16 protein-coding genes and 1 tRNA gene are annotated in these 18,886 nt (G+C 63.9%); 5 read left to right on the top strand and 12 right to left on the bottom strand.

Annotation, left to right across the window (positions count from 1 at the left end):
* Positions 1–32 precede the first annotated feature (32 nt).
* A complete protein-coding gene (gene dnaE / locus AC4NN3_RS02700) occupies positions 33–3,488 on the bottom strand; it encodes a DNA polymerase III subunit alpha (protein ID WP_491925581.1) in 3,456 nt (1,151 codons plus the stop codon).
* 379 nt (positions 3,489–3,867) lie between these two features.
* On the opposite strand from dnaE, the gene AC4NN3_RS02695 reads away from it, so the two are divergent.
* Positions 3,868–4,521, top strand: a complete 654-nt coding sequence (locus tag AC4NN3_RS02695; protein ID WP_491925580.1) for a YoaK family protein — start codon at positions 3,868–3,870, stop codon at positions 4,519–4,521.
* A gap of 71 nt (positions 4,522–4,592) precedes the next feature.
* On the opposite strand, the gene AC4NN3_RS02690 is transcribed toward AC4NN3_RS02695, so the two are convergent.
* The gene (locus AC4NN3_RS02690; RefSeq protein WP_491925579.1) at positions 4,593–4,814 is read right to left on the bottom strand and encodes a DUF2798 domain-containing protein; all 222 of its coding nucleotides are present in this window, start codon (positions 4,812–4,814) and stop codon (positions 4,593–4,595) included.
* A gap of 451 nt (positions 4,815–5,265) precedes the next feature.
* Here AC4NN3_RS02690 and AC4NN3_RS02685 point away from each other — a divergent pair, with 451 nt between their 5' ends.
* A complete protein-coding gene (locus tag AC4NN3_RS02685) occupies positions 5,266–6,750 on the top strand; it encodes a sensor histidine kinase (RefSeq protein WP_491925578.1) in 1,485 nt (494 codons plus the stop codon).
* 111 nt (positions 6,751–6,861) lie between these two features.
* Here AC4NN3_RS02685 and clpA read toward each other — a convergent pair whose 3' ends face one another.
* Positions 6,862–9,201 (bottom strand): ATP-dependent Clp protease ATP-binding subunit ClpA, encoded by a 2,340-nt coding sequence (clpA, locus tag AC4NN3_RS02680; RefSeq protein ID WP_193335677.1) that lies wholly within the window; start codon positions 9,199–9,201, stop codon positions 6,862–6,864.
* Positions 9,202–9,210: 9 nt separating this feature from the next.
* Positions 9,211–9,543, bottom strand: coding sequence for an ATP-dependent Clp protease adapter ClpS (gene clpS, locus AC4NN3_RS02675; RefSeq protein ID WP_491926450.1), 333 nt, complete (start codon positions 9,541–9,543; stop codon positions 9,211–9,213).
* A gap of 493 nt (positions 9,544–10,036) precedes the next feature.
* Here clpS and AC4NN3_RS02670 point away from each other — a divergent pair, with 493 nt between their 5' ends.
* Together AC4NN3_RS02670 and AC4NN3_RS02665 are read left to right on the top strand one after the other, a co-directional pair.
* Positions 10,037–11,626, top strand: coding sequence for an SPOR domain-containing protein (locus tag AC4NN3_RS02670; protein ID WP_491925577.1), 1,590 nt, complete (start codon positions 10,037–10,039; stop codon positions 11,624–11,626).
* Positions 11,627–11,720: 94 nt separating this feature from the next.
* Positions 11,721–11,990 carry a hypothetical protein gene (locus AC4NN3_RS02665; RefSeq protein ID WP_491925576.1) on the top strand — a complete coding sequence of 90 codons (270 nt, stop codon included), beginning with the start codon at positions 11,721–11,723 and terminating at the stop codon, positions 11,988–11,990.
* Between the two features lie 23 nt (positions 11,991–12,013).
* Here AC4NN3_RS02665 and AC4NN3_RS02660 read toward each other — a convergent pair whose 3' ends face one another.
* The 8 genes from AC4NN3_RS02660 to AC4NN3_RS02625 all read right to left on the bottom strand — a co-directional run bounded on the left by AC4NN3_RS02660 (position 12,014) and on the right by AC4NN3_RS02625 (position 18,003).
* A complete protein-coding gene (locus tag AC4NN3_RS02660) occupies positions 12,014–12,922 on the bottom strand; it encodes a division plane positioning ATPase MipZ (protein ID WP_491925575.1) in 909 nt (302 codons plus the stop codon).
* 94 nt (positions 12,923–13,016) lie between these two features.
* Positions 13,017–13,877 carry a division plane positioning ATPase MipZ gene (locus tag AC4NN3_RS02655; protein WP_491925574.1) on the bottom strand — a complete coding sequence of 287 codons (861 nt, stop codon included), beginning with the start codon at positions 13,875–13,877 and terminating at the stop codon, positions 13,017–13,019.
* An 88-nt stretch (positions 13,878–13,965) separates the two neighbouring features.
* Positions 13,966–14,391: a DUF1489 family protein gene (locus AC4NN3_RS02650; protein ID WP_491925573.1), complete on the bottom strand. Its 426-nt coding sequence runs from the start codon at positions 14,389–14,391 to the stop codon at positions 13,966–13,968.
* A gap of 491 nt (positions 14,392–14,882) precedes the next feature.
* Positions 14,883–16,298, bottom strand: coding sequence for a magnesium transporter (gene mgtE, locus AC4NN3_RS02645; protein ID WP_491925572.1), 1,416 nt, complete (start codon positions 16,296–16,298; stop codon positions 14,883–14,885).
* A gap of 232 nt (positions 16,299–16,530) precedes the next feature.
* Positions 16,531–17,022 (bottom strand): GNAT family N-acetyltransferase, encoded by a 492-nt coding sequence (locus AC4NN3_RS02640; protein ID WP_491925571.1) that lies wholly within the window; start codon positions 17,020–17,022, stop codon positions 16,531–16,533.
* Positions 17,019–17,309, bottom strand: coding sequence for a type II toxin-antitoxin system TacA family antitoxin (locus AC4NN3_RS02635; RefSeq protein WP_491925570.1), 291 nt, complete (start codon positions 17,307–17,309; stop codon positions 17,019–17,021). Before AC4NN3_RS02635 ends, AC4NN3_RS02640 begins: the two co-directional genes overlap by 4 nt.
* A 167-nt stretch (positions 17,310–17,476) precedes the next feature.
* Positions 17,477–17,563 (bottom strand) — tRNA-Leu (locus AC4NN3_RS02630).
* A gap of 206 nt (positions 17,564–17,769) precedes the next feature.
* Positions 17,770–18,003: a FliM/FliN family flagellar motor switch protein gene (locus tag AC4NN3_RS02625; protein WP_491925569.1), complete on the bottom strand. Its 234-nt coding sequence runs from the start codon at positions 18,001–18,003 to the stop codon at positions 17,770–17,772.
* A 116-nt stretch (positions 18,004–18,119) separates the two neighbouring features.
* Here AC4NN3_RS02625 and lipB point away from each other — a divergent pair, with 116 nt between their 5' ends.
* Entirely contained in the window at positions 18,120–18,845 is a 726-nt protein-coding gene (gene lipB / locus AC4NN3_RS02620) for a lipoyl(octanoyl) transferase LipB (protein ID WP_491925568.1), read from the top strand.
* The last annotated feature ends 41 nt before the right edge of the window (positions 18,846–18,886 follow it).

Here is an 18,886-nt window from a genome sequence, read left to right as displayed (position 1 = left end):
CGGCGGGGTGGGCTTGGGCTGGTGCAATGCCCTCAGTGGAACCGCACATCCGTCACGCCCTCGAGCGCCTTGATGCCCCCTGCCACTTCGGCCGTCAGCCGATAGGCCCCCGGCAGCTCGATTTCATATTCCCGTGCCCCGCCATCACGGATGACGACGAAGTTCACCTTCCCCTCGCCGCCCCGCTTGAGCTGGGCGCTGATCGAGCCCAGGGGTGAGGCGCTGGCGGCAAAGACCGTCAGCTGGCGGTCGATCTTGTCCTCGATGCCGTCGATCGGCTCGGCCGAGAGCAGCCGGAGACTGACGCCCTCGGCGCGCTCGTCGGCGCCCACCTGCAGGATCACCGATTTGCCCGGTGACAGGATCGGCCCGAACTGGCTGATCTGCTCGGAAAAGGCGATGACCTCGAAGCTCCCCGTCTGATCGCTCAGGGTCAGGATCATCATCGGCGTGCCCTTGCGGGTACGCCGGTCCTGCCGCCCGCTGATCGTGCCGGCCAGCCGTCCGGCCGAGGCGCCATCCTTGACGGCGCGCTCGAAATCGGCCCAGCGCTGCACCCGCAGCTTGTCGAACATGTCAGAATAGGCGTCGAGCGGATGCGCCGAGAGGTGAAAGCCGAAGGCCGATAGCTCGCGATCGGCCCGCTCGGTGGTGCTCCAGCCCGGCACGCCCTCCGGTAACCGCACGGTTTCCGGTTCTCCGGCGTCGAACATGTTCCACTGGCCCTCATTGCGCTCGGCGGTCAGCGACTGGGCCATGCCCATCACCGCCTCGATGGCGGCAAAGGCCACCTCGCGCCGCGGCACGATGGCGTCGAAGGCCCCGGCATTGCAGAGGGTTTCCAGCGTCCGCTTGGACAGCACGCGCGGATCGACGCGGCGGGCAAAGTCGCCCAGATCCTTGAAGGGGGTATCGCCACGCACTTCCACGATATGCTCGGCGACCTGGCGGCCGACGCCCTTGACGGCGCAGAGGCCATAAAGGATCTGCTTGTCCTTGACCGAGAACACCACCTGCGAGCCATTCACGCAGGGCGGCACCAGCGCGATCTTGTGCCGCTTGGCCTCGCTGCGGAACTCGGCCAGCTTGTCGGTATTGCCCATGTCCAGCGTCATCGACGCCGCCAGGAATTCGTGCGGGTAATGCGCCTTGAGATAGGCCGTCTGGTAGGAGACGAGCGCATAGGTCGCCGCATGGCTCTTGTTGAAGCCGTAATTGGCGAACTTGGCGAGCAGGTCAAATATGGTGTCGGCCTGGCCGAGCTTGAGCCCGTGCCGGATGGCGCCCTCGCGGAAGCGCTCGCGCTGCGCATCCATCTCCGCCTTGATCTTCTTGCCCATGGCGCGGCGCAGCATATCGGCTTCGCCCAGCGAATAGCCCGAGAGCAGCTGGGCGATCTGCATCACCTGCTCCTGGTAGACGATGATGCCATAGGTCTCGTCGAGCACCTTGGAGAGGTCCTCGTGCGGATATTCCACATCCTCGCGCCCGTGCTTGCGGTCGCAGAACATCGGGATATTGTCCATCGGACCGGGGCGATAGAGCGCCACGATTGCGATGATGTCCTCGAAGCGGTCCGGCTTCATGTCGAGCAGCGCCCGGCGCATGCCCGCGCCTTCGACCTGGAACACGCCAAACGTGTCGCCCTTGGCATAGAGATCATAGGTGGGCTTGTCGTCGATCGGGATATCCTCGATGCGGAAACTGCCGCCATCCAGGTTCACCATATTGACGGCATATTGCACCGTGGTCAGCGTCTTGAGGCCCAAAAAGTCGAACTTGACCAGGCCCGCCGCCTCGCTCCACTTCATGTTGTACTGGCAGACCGGCATGTCCGAGCGCGGGTCGCGATAGAGCGGCGCCAAGTCATGCAGTGGCCGGTCGCCGATGATGATGCCGGCGGCATGGGTCGAGGCGTGGCGGAACAGGCCCTCGAGATTTTTGGCAATGGCGACCAGGTCGGCCACCGTCTCGTCCTCGTCGGCCATGGCCTTGAATTCGGGCACTTCCTTCATGGTCCGCTCGATCGACCACGGATCGGCCGGATTGGCCGGCACCATCTTGCAGATGCGGTCGACCTGGCCATAGGGCATCTGCAGCACGCGGCCGACGTCACGCAGCACGGCGCGCGCCTGCAGCGTTCCGAAGGTGATGATCTGGCTCACCTGCTCGGTACCGTATTTCCGCTGCACATAGCGGATCACCTCTTCGCGCCGGTCCTGGCAGAAGTCGATGTCAAAGTCGGGCATCGAGACGCGTTCCGGATTGAGAAAGCGCTCGAACAGAAGGTTGTAAGCGAGTGGATCCAGGTCGGTAATGGTCGTGGCATAGGCCACCAGCGAGCCGGCGCCCGAGCCGCGGCCGGGCCCGACCGGAATGCCCTGCGCCTTGGACCAGCGGATGAAATCGGCCACGATGAGGAAATAGCCGGGAAACTGCATGGACTGGATGATGCCCAGCTCGAATTCCAGCCGCTCCCAATATTCTGCCTCGGTCTTGCCCGGCGCCGGCCCCGGATTGGCGAGGCGATTGCGCAGCCCCTCCTCCGCCATGGCGCGCAAGGCATCGGCCTCGGCCGCCACCGCATCCTCTTCGCTGAGGTCAGGCGCGGCGGCAAATTTTGGCAGGATCGGTTTACGCGTTAAAGGTCGATAGGACACACGCCGGGCAATCTCGACGGTGGAATCGAGCGCCTCGGGCAGGTCCGAGAAGAGCGCGGCCATCTCGGCACGCGTCTTGAAATAGTACTGGTCGTTGAGCTTGCGCCGCTCGGTCTGGGCCAGCACGGTGCCACCGGCAATCGCCAGCAGCGCGTCATGCGCCTCGAATTCCTTGACCGATTTGAAGAAGGGCTCATTGGTGGCCACCAGCGGAATGCCCTTGCGATAGGCATAGTCCACCAGGCGCGGCTCCACGGCGGCCTCCTGCACCCGGCCATGCCGCTGCAGCTCGATATAGAAGCGTTCGCCGAACAGCTCGGCCAGCCGATCGAGGCGCCGGATGGCATTGCCGTCCTGCCCCTGGGCGAAGGCCATGTCCACTGCGCCCTCGGGCCCGCCGCTCAGGCAGATCAGGCCCTCGAGCCGCTCGCGGCTCAGCCAGTCGAGCTGCGCCCGAGCCGTGCCGCCATCGCCCTCGATATAGGATTTTGACACCAGCCGCGACAGGTTGCCGAACCCGGTCTCGGTCTGGGCGATCAGCACCACGCTGGATTTGCCCGACCAGGCGACGTGCCCGCGCTCGCTGATGCGCTCTTCGCCGGCGGCAAAGTCGATGGCCAGCTCCACCCCGACCAGCGGCTGAATGCCCTTCTTGCTGGCCTTTTCCGAAAATTCCAGCGCCCCGAAGAGGTTACCGGTATCGGCAATGCCGAGCGCGGGCTGGGCGTCCGCGTCGGCCAGCTTAAGAATGGTGTCGAGCTGCAGCGCCCCCTCAAGCAGGGAATAGGCGGAATGGACGTGCAGATGGATGAAACCGGGACCTGTCATGACACACCTTATGACGGACGCGGGGGGCGGATCATACCGCCCCGACGCTGCAATCCACAGGCAGGGTCACACGAGTCGGGCCAGGATATCCATCCAGGTGAGCGAGCCGATGGTGAAGGCGCCCAGCGTAACGAATGCGGCGAAGTCCTTGATGAAGGTAAGCATCTGCATCTCCCGTGTTGCTATAATGTTCTTATATGTTCCAGCTTTGTTCTTGTCGAGTGTGGGCAGCGGGAACAGCGGGGATTGGTGAGGACTGGTTAGCAAACTGTTAACATTTGCCGTAGCGCAGGCCGCAGGGGCCCCTTGCCGTCCGCCGCGCCAGGGGCCAGTTTCAGGGGCGCAGCTTTCGCGCGCGACTCACAGGTCAGACACCACCATGACACCGACGCCGCAACTCAGCCTGGGCCTGCTGCTCACTGCCTCGGCCGGCTTTTCCGATGTGGTCAGCTTCATCGAGCTGGGCGGCCACTTCACCTCCTTTGTCAGCGGCAACACCACCCAGCTCGGCGATGCCCTGGCGCTGGGCGACTGGTCGGTGGCGCTGCTGACCGGCTCGCTGGTCGGCCTGTTCTTTGCCGGCAGCCTGCTCGGCTCGCTGCTGGCGCTGCTGGCCGGGCCGCGCTGGGGCTCGAGCCTGGTCACGGCGCTGGTGGTGCTGAGCTTCCTGGCCACCCTCATCGGCGCCGCCCTGGGCAGCCCGCCGCGCCAGTTCATGCTGTTCCTGGCGGCCGGCGCCGGTGCGCAGAACGCCATCCTGCCCTCCACCGGCTCGGTGCGGCTGGGCACCACCTTCGTCACCGGCACGCTGTTTGCCGCCGGCCAGGATCTCGCCCGCGCCCTGCGTGGCCTCGCCCCGCCCTGGCGCTGGGCCCAGCATCTGCTGGTCTGGTTCTCGCTGCTGCTGGGCGGCCTGCTCGGCGGCCTCGGCTATGCCTTTGCCGGCATCAATGCGCTGCTGCTGCCGGGCCTGATCTATCTGGGCTTCCTCATCGCCTTCATCGTCCGCCGCCCGGCCAAGGTCATGGCCTGATCACGCGGGCGTCCGGCAGCCGGCCATCCGGACCAGCCCTGTCAGGCCGGCCCGAACCCGTAACCATGCTGTTACGCGCGGCGCGGCGGCGCCACGATGAAGGCGAGCTTGAAGGCCAGCGGATTGACGACCTGGCTGACGACGAAGGCGATCGGCCAGGCGGTGAGGAATGATACTGGCCAATGGGCCACGAAAGCCGGCCCGGCATTGATGAACCCCATCACGCCGCTCATGGTGAGGGCCATCAAGAAGGTCATGATGAGGGTAAGGGTAAGCTGGGTTTTCTTCGGCATACTGTCTCCATCAAGAGCGGACTGACGGAGACCATTCCCACGTCAGCACCAGCCCCATAAAACGAGGGTTGGTGCCAGTGGGACCGCAGAAACTGCGACGAAGCCTGCACAGCGCAGGGACCGGGATACCAACCGGCGACTTCTTTCGGCCTGCGTGACCTAGTCAAGGCCACGCCACAGCGCAAGCCGCGATGGTGAATGGCTGGCTTGCGCAGAAAACGCTTACGCAATCACCGCTTTTGCTACCAAGCGGTCACCACCATGCTCGGCAGCCCGGCAAGGTCATGGGCTGAACGGGAACCAGTTCTAAGCGACCATCGTCAATTCTGAGCAACGCTGCGCAATGTCCTGGGGCTGTTTACCGGGGGCACGCCGCCAGCTATCTTCATTGTACCATTCGGTCTAAGCCTGTGTTTCCACGGCTGTCTTTGACGCCATCCAAGGGACTCTGATGTCATCATTGCCAGTGCCTTCGCTGAAATTTCTGGCCGGCGGCGGCGAGATGGGCCAGCGCATACGGGCGATGGATTGGTCTGCGACACCCTTGGGTCCGCCAGACAGCTGGCCGGGTAGCCTGAGGACCCTCGTGCAGGTGATGCTCATGTCCGGGCAGCCGATGTTTATCGCCTGGGGCCCCGAGCGCATCATGCTGTATAATGACGGCTACGCGCCCATGTGCGCCAACAAGCACCCCTGGGCCCTCGGAAAACCTTTCTCGGCGGTTTGGGCCGACATTATCGAGGCTGTTGGTCCGATAATGGATGCCGCCTATGCCGGCATCCCGACTTACATGGATGACATCGAGTTCCTGATGACCCGACACGGCCAGCAGGTCGAGACGCATTTTTCGTTCGGTTACACGCCCGTCCACGACCACGACGATCATATTGCGGGCATGTTCTGTACCGCCCTTGAGATCACCGCGAAGGTTGCTGAAGCAAAGGCCCGGCAAGCTGACGCGCAGCGCCTGACCGAGATGTTCGAGCAGGCTCCCAGCGCCATCGCCGTGTTGCGCGGGCCGACATACATATTCGAAGTGGCCAACTCGGCGTATCAGCGGCTTGTAGCGAAAAGGGACCTCGTGGGGCAACCCGTTGCCGAGGTCATGCCAGACCTGCTGGAGCAAGGTTTCGCTGATCTGCTCGATCGCGTCTATTCGACCGGCGAGCCTTTCGTCGGCTCGGGCGTCCCCATTACCGTACTCGATCCCGAGACCGGCACCAGCACCGAACGGGTGATGGACTTCGTCTATCAGCCGATGCGGAACGCCGATGGCCAGGTCGACGCTATTTTTGTCGAGGTCGTCGACGCCACGGAGCGACACAACGTCGAGAAGATGCAGGCGCTGCTCAGCGAGGAAATGGGACATCGCATCAAGAACCAGATGGCCGTCGTGCAGGCCATCGTCAATCAGACCCTGCGCGGCGCGCCCGACATTCGCGCGGCCCAACAGTTGATCAATGATCGGCTGGTCGCGCTTGCCAGCGCCCACGATCTGTTGCTGCGGGGAAAAGGCGAACGCGCTTCGGTGCTCAAGCTGATCGAGACGGCAATGGCGCCTTATGGACGCAGCAACGAGCATCAGATTTCCATTGTCGGCACCGACATCGAACTCGCGCCGAAAGCCGCTCTGTCGCTGGCGCTTATCTTGCATGAACTCGCCACCAATGCCGTCAAATATGGCTCACTCTCGGTGCCCGAGGGGCGGTTGGAAATCCAGTCGACGACGGCGACGGTGGACGGCAGATCGGTTTTCAACCTGACCTGGAGGGAGGCCGGCGGACCGCCCGTGCGTGAGCCGTCATCGTTGGGATTTGGCACAAGGCTGCTTCGCGGCGGCATCACCGGCGTCGCCAACAGCGTCGAGCTGACCTACGCCCCCATCGGCTTCAGCTTCAGACTGACAGCATCGGCTGTTGAAATCTTGAGTTCGTAGCGCCAACGGGTATTTTTGATCGGGCCCGGCTGACGTCGCTTGACCTCCCCGAAGTCTCGCAAACAAAAAGGCCCGGATCGCTCCGGGCCTCTTTTCTGTTGGTTGGGGACATCAGTCCTTGTCGACGGTGGCCTTGGGCTTTTTCGGCTTGGGCAGCGCCTTGGGCTTGGCGGCGCGCGGCGGCGCCGCGATCAGCTCGAGCTTGGCATCCTTGCCTTCGCCGACCACCGCCACGGTGACCGTGCCGCCATTGACCAGTTCGCCGAACAGCACCTCTTCAGCCAGCGGCTTCTTGATATATTCCTGGATCACGCGACCAAGCGGCCGCGCGCCCATGCGTTCATCATAGCCGCGTTCGGCCAGCCAGTCGGCGGCTGCGGGCTGCAGCACGATGGTGACATTGCGCTCGGCCAGCTGGCCTTCCAGCTGCAGCACGAACTTCTCGACCACGCGACGCACGACTTCGCGCGGCAGCGGGGCAAACGAGATGATCGCGTCGAGCCGGTTGCGGAATTCCGGGCTGAACAGGCGGTTGATCGCCTCTTCGTCGTCGCCCTGCTCGCGCTTGCGCCCAAAGCCGATCGGGCTCTTGGCCAGCTCCATGGCGCCCACATTGGACGTCATGATCAGGATGACATTGCGGAAATCCACCGACTTGCCGGTGTGATCGGTCAGCTTGCCATGGTCCATCACCTGCAACAGGATGTTGTAGAGATCGGGATGGGCCTTCTCGATTTCGTCCAGCAGCACCACGCAATGCGGGTTCTGGTCGACGCCATCGGTCAGAAGGCCGCCCTGGTCGAAGCCGACATAGCCCGGCGGGGCACCAATCAGCCGGCTGACCGTGTGGCGCTCCATGTATTCCGACATGTCGAAACGCAACAGCTCCACCCCGAGGGTGTCGGCAAGCTGCTTGGCGGCTTCCGTCTTGCCCACGCCGGTTGGCCCGGTGAAGAGGTAAGAGCCGATCGGCTTTTCCGGTTCGCGCAGGCCGGCCCGGGCCAGCTTGATCGCCGAGGACAGGGCCGTGATCGCCGCATCCTGGCCGAATACCACGGTCTTGAGGTTGGTCTCAAGGCTCCCCAGCATTTCCGCATCGGACTTGGAGACCGATTTGGGCGGAATGCGCGCGATCGTGGCAATGGTCGCCTCGATGTCCTCGACATCGATGATCTTCTTGCGCTTGTCGGGCGTCAGCAGCATCTGGCCGGCGCCGGTCTCGTCGAGCACGTCGATCGCCTTGTCGGGCAGCTTGCGGTCATTGATATAGCGCGCGCTGAGTTCGACCGCGGCCTTGAGGGCCTCGTCGGTATACTTGATCTTGTGGAACTCTTCGAAATAGGGGCGCAGGCCTTTGACGATCTCGATGGCGTCCGGGATCGTCGGCTCGTTGACGTCGATCTTCTGGAAGCGCCGGACCAGGGCCCGGTCCTTCTCGAAAAACTGCCGATATTCCTTGTAGGTGGTCGAGCCGATGCAGCGGATCGCGCCGCTGGCCAAGGCTGGCTTGAGCAGGTTGGACGCGTCGAGCGCCCCGCCCGAGGTCGCGCCGGCCCCGATCATGGTGTGGATCTCGTCGATGAAGAGCACCGAATTCGGCATCTTCTCGAGCTCCTTCATCACCGCCTTGAGGCGTTCCTCGAAGTCGCCGCGATAGCGCGTGCCGGCCAGGAGCGAACCCATGTCGAGCGAATAGATCACCGCTTCGCGCAGCACTTCGGGGACGTCGCCCTCGATGATCTTGCGGGCCAGGCCTTCGGCAATGGCGGTCTTGCCCACGCCGGCATCGCCGACATAGAGCGGGTTGTTCTTTGAGCGCCGGCACAACACCTGGATGGTGCGGCGCAGTTCGGCATCGCGCCCGATCAGCGGGTCGATCTTGCCGGCACGGGCCTTCTCGTTGAGGTTGACGGCGAAATCGGCCAGCGCCGAGCTCTTCTTGGCCTCGGCGCCGCCTTCGGCATGGTTCTCACCATCTTCGGCGCCATGCACCTTGCGCTCCTCGCTGGGACCGGACTTGGTGATCCCGTGGCTGATGAAATTGACCGCGTCCAGCCGGCTCATGTCCTGCTGTTCGAGGAAATAGGCGGCATGGCTTTCGCGTTCGGCAAAGATCGCCACCAGCACATTGGCGCCGGTAACCTCTTCGCGACCGGACGACTGCACATGGATGACGGCGCGCTGGATGACGCGCTGGAACGCGGCGGTCGGCCGCGCATCCTGGCCATTGGGGACGATCAGGCTGTCGAGCTCTTCATTGATGAAGTCCTCGAGGTCGCTCTTGAGCGCATCGACGTCGACATCGCAGCCGGTCAGAACGGCGATCGTTTCACGGTCGTCGGTCAGGGCCAGCAAGAGGTGTTCGAGCGTGGCGAACTCATGGTTTCGCTCACGCGCCAGGTTCATTGCCTGATGCAGAGCCTTTTCAAGTCCGCGGGAGAATGAGGGCATATGATGTTCCTATTGCTTTTCCATCACGCATTGCAGCGGATGCTGGTTCTTGCGTGCCGTATCCATTACGCGGGTGACCTTGGTCTCGGCCACTTCGTAAGGATATACGCCGCACTCACCGACCCCCTTCTGGTGAACGTGCAGCATGATCTGCATGGCGTCTTCACGCGATTTGTTGAAGACGTCCTGCAGCACGAGAATGACGAATTCCATCGGCGTGTAATCGTCATTGAGCAGCAGCACCCGATACAGGCTCGGGCGCTTGGTCTTGGGTCGGGTCTTGGTGATGGTCCCGGTATCGGTATCACCCTTGCCCGGATCCTCGCTCTTGGGCCCTGCCATGGTAGGGCCAGGCACCAGACCCCGGGCGGTCGGCACCTCATCGGTCTTGGCGTGGCGTCTCTTCAAGGTCATGGCAAAAATCATCTGTCGTGAGAAAAACGAAGCAGCTGGTGGGAGCCATTATGTAGGCAAAATCCAGCCCGTGTTAAGGGCCCATGCATCCCGAATTTGTGAGGGGAGCAAAAGCCCGGTCCGGCAAGGCCTTATACGCCGGCAGGGCCGGCGCGGATCCCCTGCTTTTGCCGCCCCGCGCGCGCCCGCCGACGGTAGCGCGGCAACTGCCCGCGCCGGAACGGCGGCGCCGTCGCCTCTGGCTCTCCGCCCTCTCGCAGAAATCGATGGCATTTTACGGAATAGTAACGGGCCCGGCTTAAGGATGATGACTTACTGGTCGATCCGGACGCGTGGGGCTCCCCGGACCGTACCAGAACCCGAGTTGTCGTAGTTGCGTACGGGCACTGTTGTGCCCGAGAGTGAAGAGTTGGAGTACCGGGTGGCTTTCAAGGCGAAAACCCCATGGCGCGTTGCATTTCTGCGCGCCCTTGCCGCAACGCTAATTGCCCTGGCTGTCAGCGCCCACGCTGCAGCACCGGCTCAGGCCATCGAAAATCTCCGCAAATATGCCGGCATCGTCGTCGATGCCAAATCGGGCAATGTGCTCTACGAAGAGGCCGCCGACAGCCGGCGCTACCCCGCCTCGGTCGCCAAGGTGATGACGCTCTATGTCCTGTTCCAGGAACTGAGCGCCGGCAATCTCAAGCTGTCCACCAAGATGACCGTCTCGGCCCATGCCGCTGCGGCCGTGCCCACCAAGCTGGGCCTGCGCGCCGGCGCCACCATAACGGTGGAAGACGCCATCAAGTCGCTGGTCACCCTGTCGGCCAATGACATGGCCCGCGTCATCGCCGAACACGTTTCCGGCTCCGAGAGCAATTTCGCCCAGCGCATGACGGCCACGGCCCGCGCCCTGGGCATGCGCAACACCACCTATCGCAACGCCTCGGGCCTGCCCGATGGCGGCCAGCTGACCACGGTGCGCGACCAGGCCATTCTGGGCATCGCCATCTATCAGCACTTCCCCAGCTATTATGAGTTCTTCCAGACCAAGAGCTTCAGCTACGGCAAGTCCACCTATGGCAACCACAACCGCGTGCTGGGCTATCTCGGCGCCGTCGATGGCATCAAGACCGGCTATATCAATGCCGCCGGCTCCAACCTGCTGACCGCCGCCCGCAAGGACAACCGCCATATCGTCGTGGTCGCCTTCGGCTTCAATTCCTCGGCTTCGCGCGACGAAAAGGTCCGCCAGCTGGTCTCGAGCTATCTGCCCAAGGGCCGCCGCGGCGACTATCTGCGCACCGCCATGATCCCCATGCCCGGCAGCCAGGGCACCGTGCAGGTCGCCGTGGCCCAGTCGCCACCCGTGCCGGTCTTTGTCATGCCCATGCCCCTGCCCGGCTTCCGCCTGGCGCAGCTGGTGGCCGCCAATGGCGCCCAGCCGCAGACCCAGGTCGCCCCGCAGCTGGCCGTCGCCACCACGGCGCCACTGCCCCAGCCCATCCCGGCCGATCTTGGCCTGCAGCCAGCCCTGCAGGCTGCAAATACCCTCGGCGCCCCCTCGCAGACCCCGCAGCCGGCCGTGCCCACCCAGGACGTCATCGGCGCCTGGCTCAGCGATACCTACAATCTGGGCGCCCCGCCCAGCGCGCTCGGCCAGACGCCGCCATCGGCGCCACTGGGCTATGTACCACCCGCCGATACGGGCGCCCCGGCAGAAGGCCAGCCGGTTGACCTGTTGACTTCGGGCAGCGTCCCGACCGCTGATGCCGGCGCCACGCCAGGCGGCTGGGTCGTGCAGATCGGTGCCGGTCCGTCGGAAGACAGTGCCCGCGCCATGCTTGCCGACGCGGCTGGCAAGGCCGGCGGCCTCAATGATTTCCGCTCCTATGTGGAGCGCTTCGAAAAGAACGGCAGCGTGTTCTATCGCGCCCGCTTTGTCGGCTTTGGCGGCCGCGACGACGCCACCGCCATGTGCAACCAGCTCAAGCAGCAGAACCTGGCCTGCCTGGCCATGCAAAGCTGAGCTGAACCGGAACGAGACTGACAAGACGAGCCGGGGCCGATGAGCCGCCGGCCACGAGGGGAAGCAAATTGGCGCCTGTGTTTGGAGTAGCCCAATGAGCGAACGTACTGCCCTGACCGAGCTGGCCAATTTTGTCGGCCGCTCGAGTCTGCTCAACGAGGACATGGCCACGCGCAACCGCGTGCTGGCCGGCATTACCGGCCGCATGCTGCCGCGCAAGCGCAGCGTCGGCGATCTGCTCGGCGTGGTCCTGGCGCTGTCCGCCCGCACCCGCCGCATGGTGCAGGATCCGGTCACCGTCGATATCGACGTCTTCGCCCCCGGTGGCGCCCGCGCCATCCAGCTCGATCTCGGCAAGCGCTGAGCCCGCCTGCCCGACGGTAACCCTCAGATTTCGCTGTTGAGCATGTGCACGAAGCGCTGTTCGGCCGCTGCTTGCGGCGACAGGCTGGTGGCGAGGGCCTGGCGCGCCCGTGAGCGCGCGCTGCTGGGCAGATGCAACGCGTCCACCAGGTTGCGATATTCATGCCGCGCGCTCAGATGCGACGCCGATGGCAGCCCGCCCAGCATGTCCTCGTCGAGCGGATCGAACACCGTCAGCCCGCTGGCGAACAGCGAGCGGAAGATGACGCGCTCGGCAATACCGTCCGCCACCCGGCAGCCCAGCCGCAGGGCAATGCGCTTCAGCATGGTCTGCACCTGCCGCATGTTGCGCGAGGACAGCATGGAAATGCGGTTGCGCACCAGCACCCAGTCAAAGGTCCGCCCGTCCACGGCCAGCCGTTCGGCGCGGGCGCGCTGCACCAGCCTGGCATAATGGCTCATCTCGCGTGGCTCGCCTGTCACCGGGTCCATCTGCGCCATCACGTTGAGGTCGATCAGGCTGTCATTGACCGGCGTCACCAGCGTATCGGCCAGCGAATGCGCCAGCCGCGTCAGGTTGGTGTCAAAGCCGGGCGTGTCGATGATGAGGAAATCGGCGTCATGCTCGACCTCCCCCACCGCCTGCCGGAACAGGTCGAACTCGATGCGGTGATTGGCCTTGAGCGAATCCCCGCGCGACACCGGCAGGTGGAAATGGGTGGTATGGGGCACCTTGAGGCCGCGATTATGCGCCCATTCCCGCCGATTGCGCACATAGTGGGTCAGCGTCTGCTGCCGGCTGTCGACATCGATCGTGGCCACCTTGTAGCCTTCGTAGAGCAGCTGGATGGCCAGGTGAAAGGCCGTTGTGGACTTGCCCGACCCGCCCTTTTCATTCCCGATAACAATGACATGTACGCCATGTCCGGCCATTGCGCGCTCCCGATCTAAGGGCGCAATTGTCCGGCTTTCATGCCCGGCTGGCAAGCTTGGGCATGGTCAATAATAGTTAAACGCTTAATTTGCCTCAGGCTGAGAGCCGCAGCGCCTCGGCCGCGCCCTGCCCGCTCGGCTGGCTGATCGGCAGGTTGAGCGCCGCCACCAGGTTACGATATTCCTGCCGCGCCGCCAGATGCGACACGCTCGAGCCTTCGGCGCCCATGTCGCCATCGAGCGGATCGAACACCGTCAGGCCGCTGGCAAACAGCGAGCGGAAGATGACGCGCTCGGCAATGCCGTCCGCCACCCGGCAGCCAAAGCGCGTGGCAATGGCGTCCAGCGTTACCTGCACCTGGCGCGCATTGCGCGAGCCCAGCATGGAGATGCGGTTGCGCACCAGCACCCAGTCGACGCTCTCGCCGGTCACCGACAGCCGCTCGGAACGCGCGCGCTGCACCAGCTTGGCATAGTGGCTGGTTTCGATCGGCTGGCCGCTCCGGGCATCCACCCGGGCCAGCACGTTGAGGTCGATCAGGCTGTCATTGACCGGCGTCACCAGCGTATCGGCCAGCGAATGCGCCAGCCGCGTCAGATTGGTATCGAAGCCGGGCGTGTCGATGATGACGAAATCGGCGCGGTTCTCCACCTCACCAATGGCCCGGCGGAACACGTCGAATTCTGCCTTGTCGTTTTCCCGCACCGAGTCGCCCCAGGCCGATGGCAGGTGGAAATGCTGCGGATTGGGCAGGGTCAGCCCCCGCTCCTGCGCATGGGCACGCCGGTTACGCAGATAATGGGTCAGTGTCTGCTGGCGGCTGTCCACGTCCACGCTGGCCACGCGATAGCCGGCATGCAGCAGATAGATGGCCAGATGGAAGGCCGTCGTGGATTTCCCCGAGCCGCCCTTTTCATTGCCCACCACGATGACATGCGCACCGCTTCGCGCCATTGCCGCCCCCAAATCAATGCGCCTGCCGCACACCGCTAACAGAGGCCGCTATGGTTAATAGCCCCTTAAGATTGGCGCCTGCCAACAGCTAGATCAGTCCCAATTTGGCAAGGTCGGCCGCCAGCTCAAGCGAACCGGCGTTTTCATTGGCCCCGAGGTCGGGCGGCGCATCGGCCGGCGTGAGATAGCGCCAGCCCTGGAACGGTCGTTTGGGATAGGGAATCGTCCGAATCAGCTCGGGGGCGAGGATGATGTCGCAATAGCTTTTGCCCTCGCCGTCTTCGTAGGGCGCCAGGCGCAGGATTGGCTGGCGGCAGGACACCTGCCCGGCAATCACCCAGTAGATCGAGGCAAGGCCCTCCATCTCGGCGGCCCGCTTGGGCATCATGCGGGTGCGGTGCACATGCACGTCCTCGCCATAATCGGCGCCCCACCAATGCGCGCGCTCGTTGCGGTAGCTCTCGAGCTCCTCAAAGCTCGACACCCCCACGCACAGCTTGATCATGTGGATCATCGATGGCCTTCCAGCAAAGCAACGGGCGCCCGAGTGGCCCGGGCGCCCGTTCATAAATTTTGTGAGTGAAAAACTCTAGCGCCTAAACGCCAGCAACCACGGAGAAAACCAATCCCATCGAGAGCAGGCAAACCATTGTCCAGCTTGCTGCACGCCACATAGTGGCCCTCGGTTGACTTCGCATCTATCGCTCCTTGTCAGCCGTTCACTGCTCCGGAAAGCCGGCGGACCGTACCGCCACACCCCCGGTATCAAAGCGTTAACCGTGTCACAAATCCTTTGCAAGCGGCGAAGATGTCACACTCCGAAGCGGCCCGAAGGGCAAAATCGCGCCAGTGGCGCGATTTTAGCTGAGGAGGCCATGAGAGCTACGCTCGAATGGCCACGGCCGCTCGTTAGGCTAAATCCTTGACTGGCGAGACATTAGCTTGTGCCCCGAGGCAACGCCCGCACGACCGCAAGATCCCCCTGTCGCACCACCGGGCCCCCTCCTAGAACAACCCGAACCACAGCCCGGCAATCCCCAGAAAAGCAAAGAACCCCACCACATCGGTGATGGTGGTCACGAACACTGCCGAGGCGATCGCCGGGTCGGCCTTGAACTTGTCCAGCGTCAGCGGGATCAGGATGCCCGCCGTGCCGGCCACCACCATATTGATGATCATCGCCGCGGCGATCACCACGCCCAGTTCGAGATTGTTGAAGCGCAGCCAGGTGACCAGCCCGATCAATATGGCAAAGATCACGCCATTGATCAGCCCGACCACCATTTCGCGCCGGATCAGCCGGCGCAGGCGGCGCCCGTCCAGCTCGCGCATCGACAGCGCCCGCACGGTGACCGTCATGGTCTGCGTGCCGGCATTGCCGCCCATCGAGGCGACGATGGGCATCAGCACGGCCAGCGCCACCATCTGCTCGATGGTGGCGTCGAACAGCCCGATGACCAGCGACACGCAGACCGCGGCGACCAGGTTGATCACCAGCCAGGGCACGCGGCTGCGCGCCGTATCCACCGTGCTGTCGGAAATGTCCTCGTCACCGACGCCGGCCAGCAGCTTGATGTCCTCGTCGGCCTCTTCGTGGATGACGTCGACCATGTCGTCGATGGTGAGCACGCCGACCAGCCTTTTGCTCTCGTCGACCACGCCCACTTCGACCAGATCGTAGCGCTCGAAATCGCGCGCCGCCTCTTCCTGGTCCTCATTGGCGTCTACCAGCACCAGATTGGTGTTCATCAGCGCCTCGATCGGCGTGGTCCGCTCCGCGCGGATGAACTTGTCGAGCGGGATAGTGCCCAGCACCTGGTAGGCGGCATCGACCACATAGAGCTGGTAGAATTCGTCGGGCAGCTCGCGCTCGCGCCGCAGGTAGTCGATGGTCTGGCCCACCGTCCAGAAGGGCGGAATGGCGATGAAGTCGGTGAGCATCCGCCGCCCGGCCGAATCCTCGGGGAAATCCAGGCTTCGCTTGAGGCTCAGCCGCTCGAAGGTGGGGAGCTTCGCCAGCACCTCGTCGCGGTCGACCTGTTCCATGTCCTCGAGCAGGGTGACGGCGTCGTCATTGTCCAGCCCGGCCACGCCGCGGGCGATTTCCGCATTGGGCAGCTCTTCCATCAGCTGCATGCGCACCGATTCATCGACTTCGGTCAGCGCCGAATAGTCGAAGCGATCGCCCAGCAGTTGCACCAGCTCGACGCGTTCGGGCGCATCGAGCGATTCCAGCACATCGCCGATATCGGCCGCGTGCAGCTCGGCCATGACCAGGGCGATATCGTCGGCCCGGCCGGCGCTCAGAAACGCCCGCAGCCGCTCCAGCCAGAGCGGACTGATGCGGTCATCGTCATCGCGGAAGACATTGGGATCAATGCCGTTTTCGGCAGCGGTACTGGTGTCGGAATCTGTGCTCAAGACTAGGCCCTTCGGTCCGGCATTGCGGGGCCCCAAAGCTGTAGCCAATCCCACCATGCTCCGCCAGCGGGAGAGCGGCGATTTCGGCAGGGGTTGCGGAGAATTGTTGGGGTGAGATGGAGGGAGATGGCGCCGGCCGGTGCAGCGGCACTGGGCTTGCTCACCCGGCGCCCCTGTTGAAGCGTTTCACCTGCGAGACGGTGCTCGTTTCGCGCGCTGGGGAGAAGTGCGGCTATAGCCGCCGCAAATCCTTGAGCAGCGCGAACAGATGCAGCGGATCGGTTGGCGATGCGATGAAATCGTAGCGCTGATAGAAGCTGCGGGCCTTGTCATTCTTGGCATGCACAGCTAGCGCCCGAATGCCGGCAATATCGGCCGCCTGCAGCGTCCGTAGCACGGCATCGCGCAGCAGCCCTGCTCCGACTGCCTTGCCCTGCCAGTCCCTGGCTACGGCCAGACGGGCCAGCAGCATGATCGGCACCGGGTGGGAAGCCATCCCCTTGGTTAGGCGCTCGGGCGCCGCCTCGTGCCGCACCTCGCCAACGACCAGGGTGTAAAAGCCGATGACAACGTCATCGGCCAGTCCCACATAGGTCTGGGAGGCATTGGCCTGCTGATTGACTAGGGCAAAGCGAATGAGAAAGCGGTTGAGCGGCTGCTCGCCGCAATCGAAAGCATCGACCGTATGGTGGCGGCCGAGCTTTGCGACTCGAAACTGCGTCACGCCGGCGCGCTGCCGGAAAAGATGCCGGGCTCGTCGAGCAACTTGCGCAAAGCGGGCATCTCTTTTACCGGCGCATCCAGCGCCGCGGCAAAGGCGTTCCACTGCTCTGGCGCCAGCTGGAAGACCCGCCGGTCGGCCAGGGTCTCCTCGGCCCGGCCCAGGGCACTGTCGAGCACAAAGTCGCTCAAGGAGCGGCGTTCAGCATTGGCGGCGGCAGCCAGGGTGCGTTTCGCTTCCGGCGTGAGCCGCAGATCGAGCTTTTCAGTACGGGTGGTACGTGTTGTCATGGCTACCTCACAGCCCCACCATACCAAACTGCGCCCGACAATGTCATGACAAATATGCTTGGGGCTTCGCTCTGGCTCGCCAAGTCGGTTGGACAAGCCCTTCCCCCCAGAAACAAAAAGGGCTGCCCCGCGGGGCAGCCCATTTTTCGTTTCATCCCTGAGGATGATGGTGCGGTCGAGAAGACTCGAACTTCCACGCCCTTTCGGGCACAGCGACCTCAACGCTGCGCGTCTACCAATTCCGCCACGACCGCACATTCTGGTAGAGCCAAGCCCACCGGGCGAAGCGATTGGGGATGTAGCAAAGGTTCCTGCTAACCTCAAGCGCTTAAATGGCCAATTGCATTTGCCTGTGGAGAGCCCGGTGCCCGGGGCGGCAAAGCGGGGCCGGTTTCCGCGTCCCCGATGCGGCGGCACAGACCAGCAGGCGGCAAGCTGACGGGTTCAGTCGCCCCCCGCGCTAGCGGTGGCGCGAGGTCTTGCCGATGATCTGCACGCGCAAGTGCCCGTCCTCGACGCTGACTTCTCCATGCGCGATCAGCGTGCCATTGGCATAGATGCATAGCGGATCATTTTCGCCGGCATCCAGCTCGATTACCGCGCCGCGCCCCATGCGCAGCAGATGGTGGATCGGCATGCTGGTGGCACCCAGTTCGACAGTGATGTCCACTTCAATATTGTCTAAGGTGCCCATAGATATGTCTTTGCCCGTCCTGGCGCCGCCGTCGCGGCCCCTGCCTCTGATATGAAAGCCATCCTCGGACACCCATGGTTATGGAAGCGTTAACAAATCATGACGACGCCTACCAAATGCGTAGCAAATTGGCACGAAGCGATGACCGCCCGGTGCAGTGGGTGATTTCGGAGGCGCCGGTGGCCTATCCGGCCGCGCTGGCCGCCATGCAGGCGCGCGCCGCCGCCATTGCCCGCGGCGAGGCCGAGGAGGCCGTCTGGCTGCTCGAGCATCCCCCGCTCTATACCGCCGGCACCTCCGCCCGGCCCGAGGACCTGCTGTCGCCGCGCTTTGACGTGTTCGACGCCGGTCGCGGCGGGCAATATACCTATCATGGCCCTGGCCAGCGCGTGGCCTATGTCATGCTCGACCTGACCGCGCGTGGCCGCGACATCCGCTGCCTCGTCCAGGGGCTCGAGGACTGGGTGGTCGATACCCTGGCCGCCTTCAATATCGTCGCGGAAAGCAAGCCGGCGCCGCGCATCGGCGTCTGGGTCAAGCGACCAGACAAGGGCGTGCTGGCCGAGGACAAGATCGCCGCCATCGGCGTGCGCGTGTCCAAATGGGTCACCTTTCACGGCATCTCGCTCAATGTGTCCCCTGACCTCGGCCACTATAGCGGCATCGTCCCCTGCGGCATTACCGATGGCGGCGTCACCAGCTTCGAGGATCTGGGCCACCTGGTCTCGCTGCCCGAGGTCGATTCCGTACTGCGCCAGGCTTTCGAGGCGCGCTTCGGCCCCACGCTTTCCGCAACCGAGCAAGGCCTTGTCGGGGCTGGCTTGCGGGACCAAGTTGCGTAAAAATCGAATCACCGCCGTTTAAAGCCATTTCCTAGGAGCCC

Source organism: Devosia sp. MDV22-iso42, from assembly GCF_058629155.1.
This window is presented reverse-complemented; position numbering and strand designations above follow the sequence as displayed.

What these genes read in the sequence shown, in the direction of transcription:
- AC4NN3_RS02655 (WP_491925574.1), bottom strand. Translation starts at nt 13,877, where the DNA reads ATGGCGCGAAGCGGTGCGCATGTCATCGTGGTGGGCAATGAAAAGGGC.
- AC4NN3_RS02660 (WP_491925575.1), bottom strand. Translation starts at nt 12,922, where the DNA reads ATGGCCGGACATGGCGTACATGTCATTGTTATCGGGAATGAAAAGGGC.
- AC4NN3_RS02695 (WP_491925580.1), top strand. Translation starts at nt 3,868, where the DNA reads ATGACACCGACGCCGCAACTCAGCCTGGGCCTGCTGCTCACTGCCTCG.
- AC4NN3_RS02665 (WP_491925576.1), top strand. Translation starts at nt 11,721, where the DNA reads ATGAGCGAACGTACTGCCCTGACCGAGCTGGCCAATTTTGTCGGCCGC.
- AC4NN3_RS02685 (WP_491925578.1), top strand. Translation starts at nt 5,266, where the DNA reads ATGTCATCATTGCCAGTGCCTTCGCTGAAATTTCTGGCCGGCGGCGGC.
- clpA (WP_193335677.1), bottom strand. Translation starts at nt 9,201, where the DNA reads ATGCCCTCATTCTCCCGCGGACTTGAAAAGGCTCTGCATCAGGCAATG.
- clpS (WP_491926450.1), bottom strand. Translation starts at nt 9,543, where the DNA reads ATGGCAGGGCCCAAGAGCGAGGATCCGGGCAAGGGTGATACCGATACC.
- lipB (WP_491925568.1), top strand. Translation starts at nt 18,120, where the DNA reads ATGCGTAGCAAATTGGCACGAAGCGATGACCGCCCGGTGCAGTGGGTG.
- AC4NN3_RS02690 (WP_491925579.1), bottom strand. Translation starts at nt 4,814, where the DNA reads ATGCCGAAGAAAACCCAGCTTACCCTTACCCTCATCATGACCTTCTTG.
- dnaE (WP_491925581.1), bottom strand. Translation starts at nt 3,488, where the DNA reads ATGACAGGTCCCGGTTTCATCCATCTGCACGTCCATTCCGCCTATTCC.
- AC4NN3_RS02625 (WP_491925569.1), bottom strand. Translation starts at nt 18,003, where the DNA reads ATGGGCACCTTAGACAATATTGAAGTGGACATCACTGTCGAACTGGGT.
- AC4NN3_RS02635 (WP_491925570.1), bottom strand. Translation starts at nt 17,309, where the DNA reads ATGACAACACGTACCACCCGTACTGAAAAGCTCGATCTGCGGCTCACG.
- AC4NN3_RS02650 (WP_491925573.1), bottom strand. Translation starts at nt 14,391, where the DNA reads ATGATCCACATGATCAAGCTGTGCGTGGGGGTGTCGAGCTTTGAGGAG.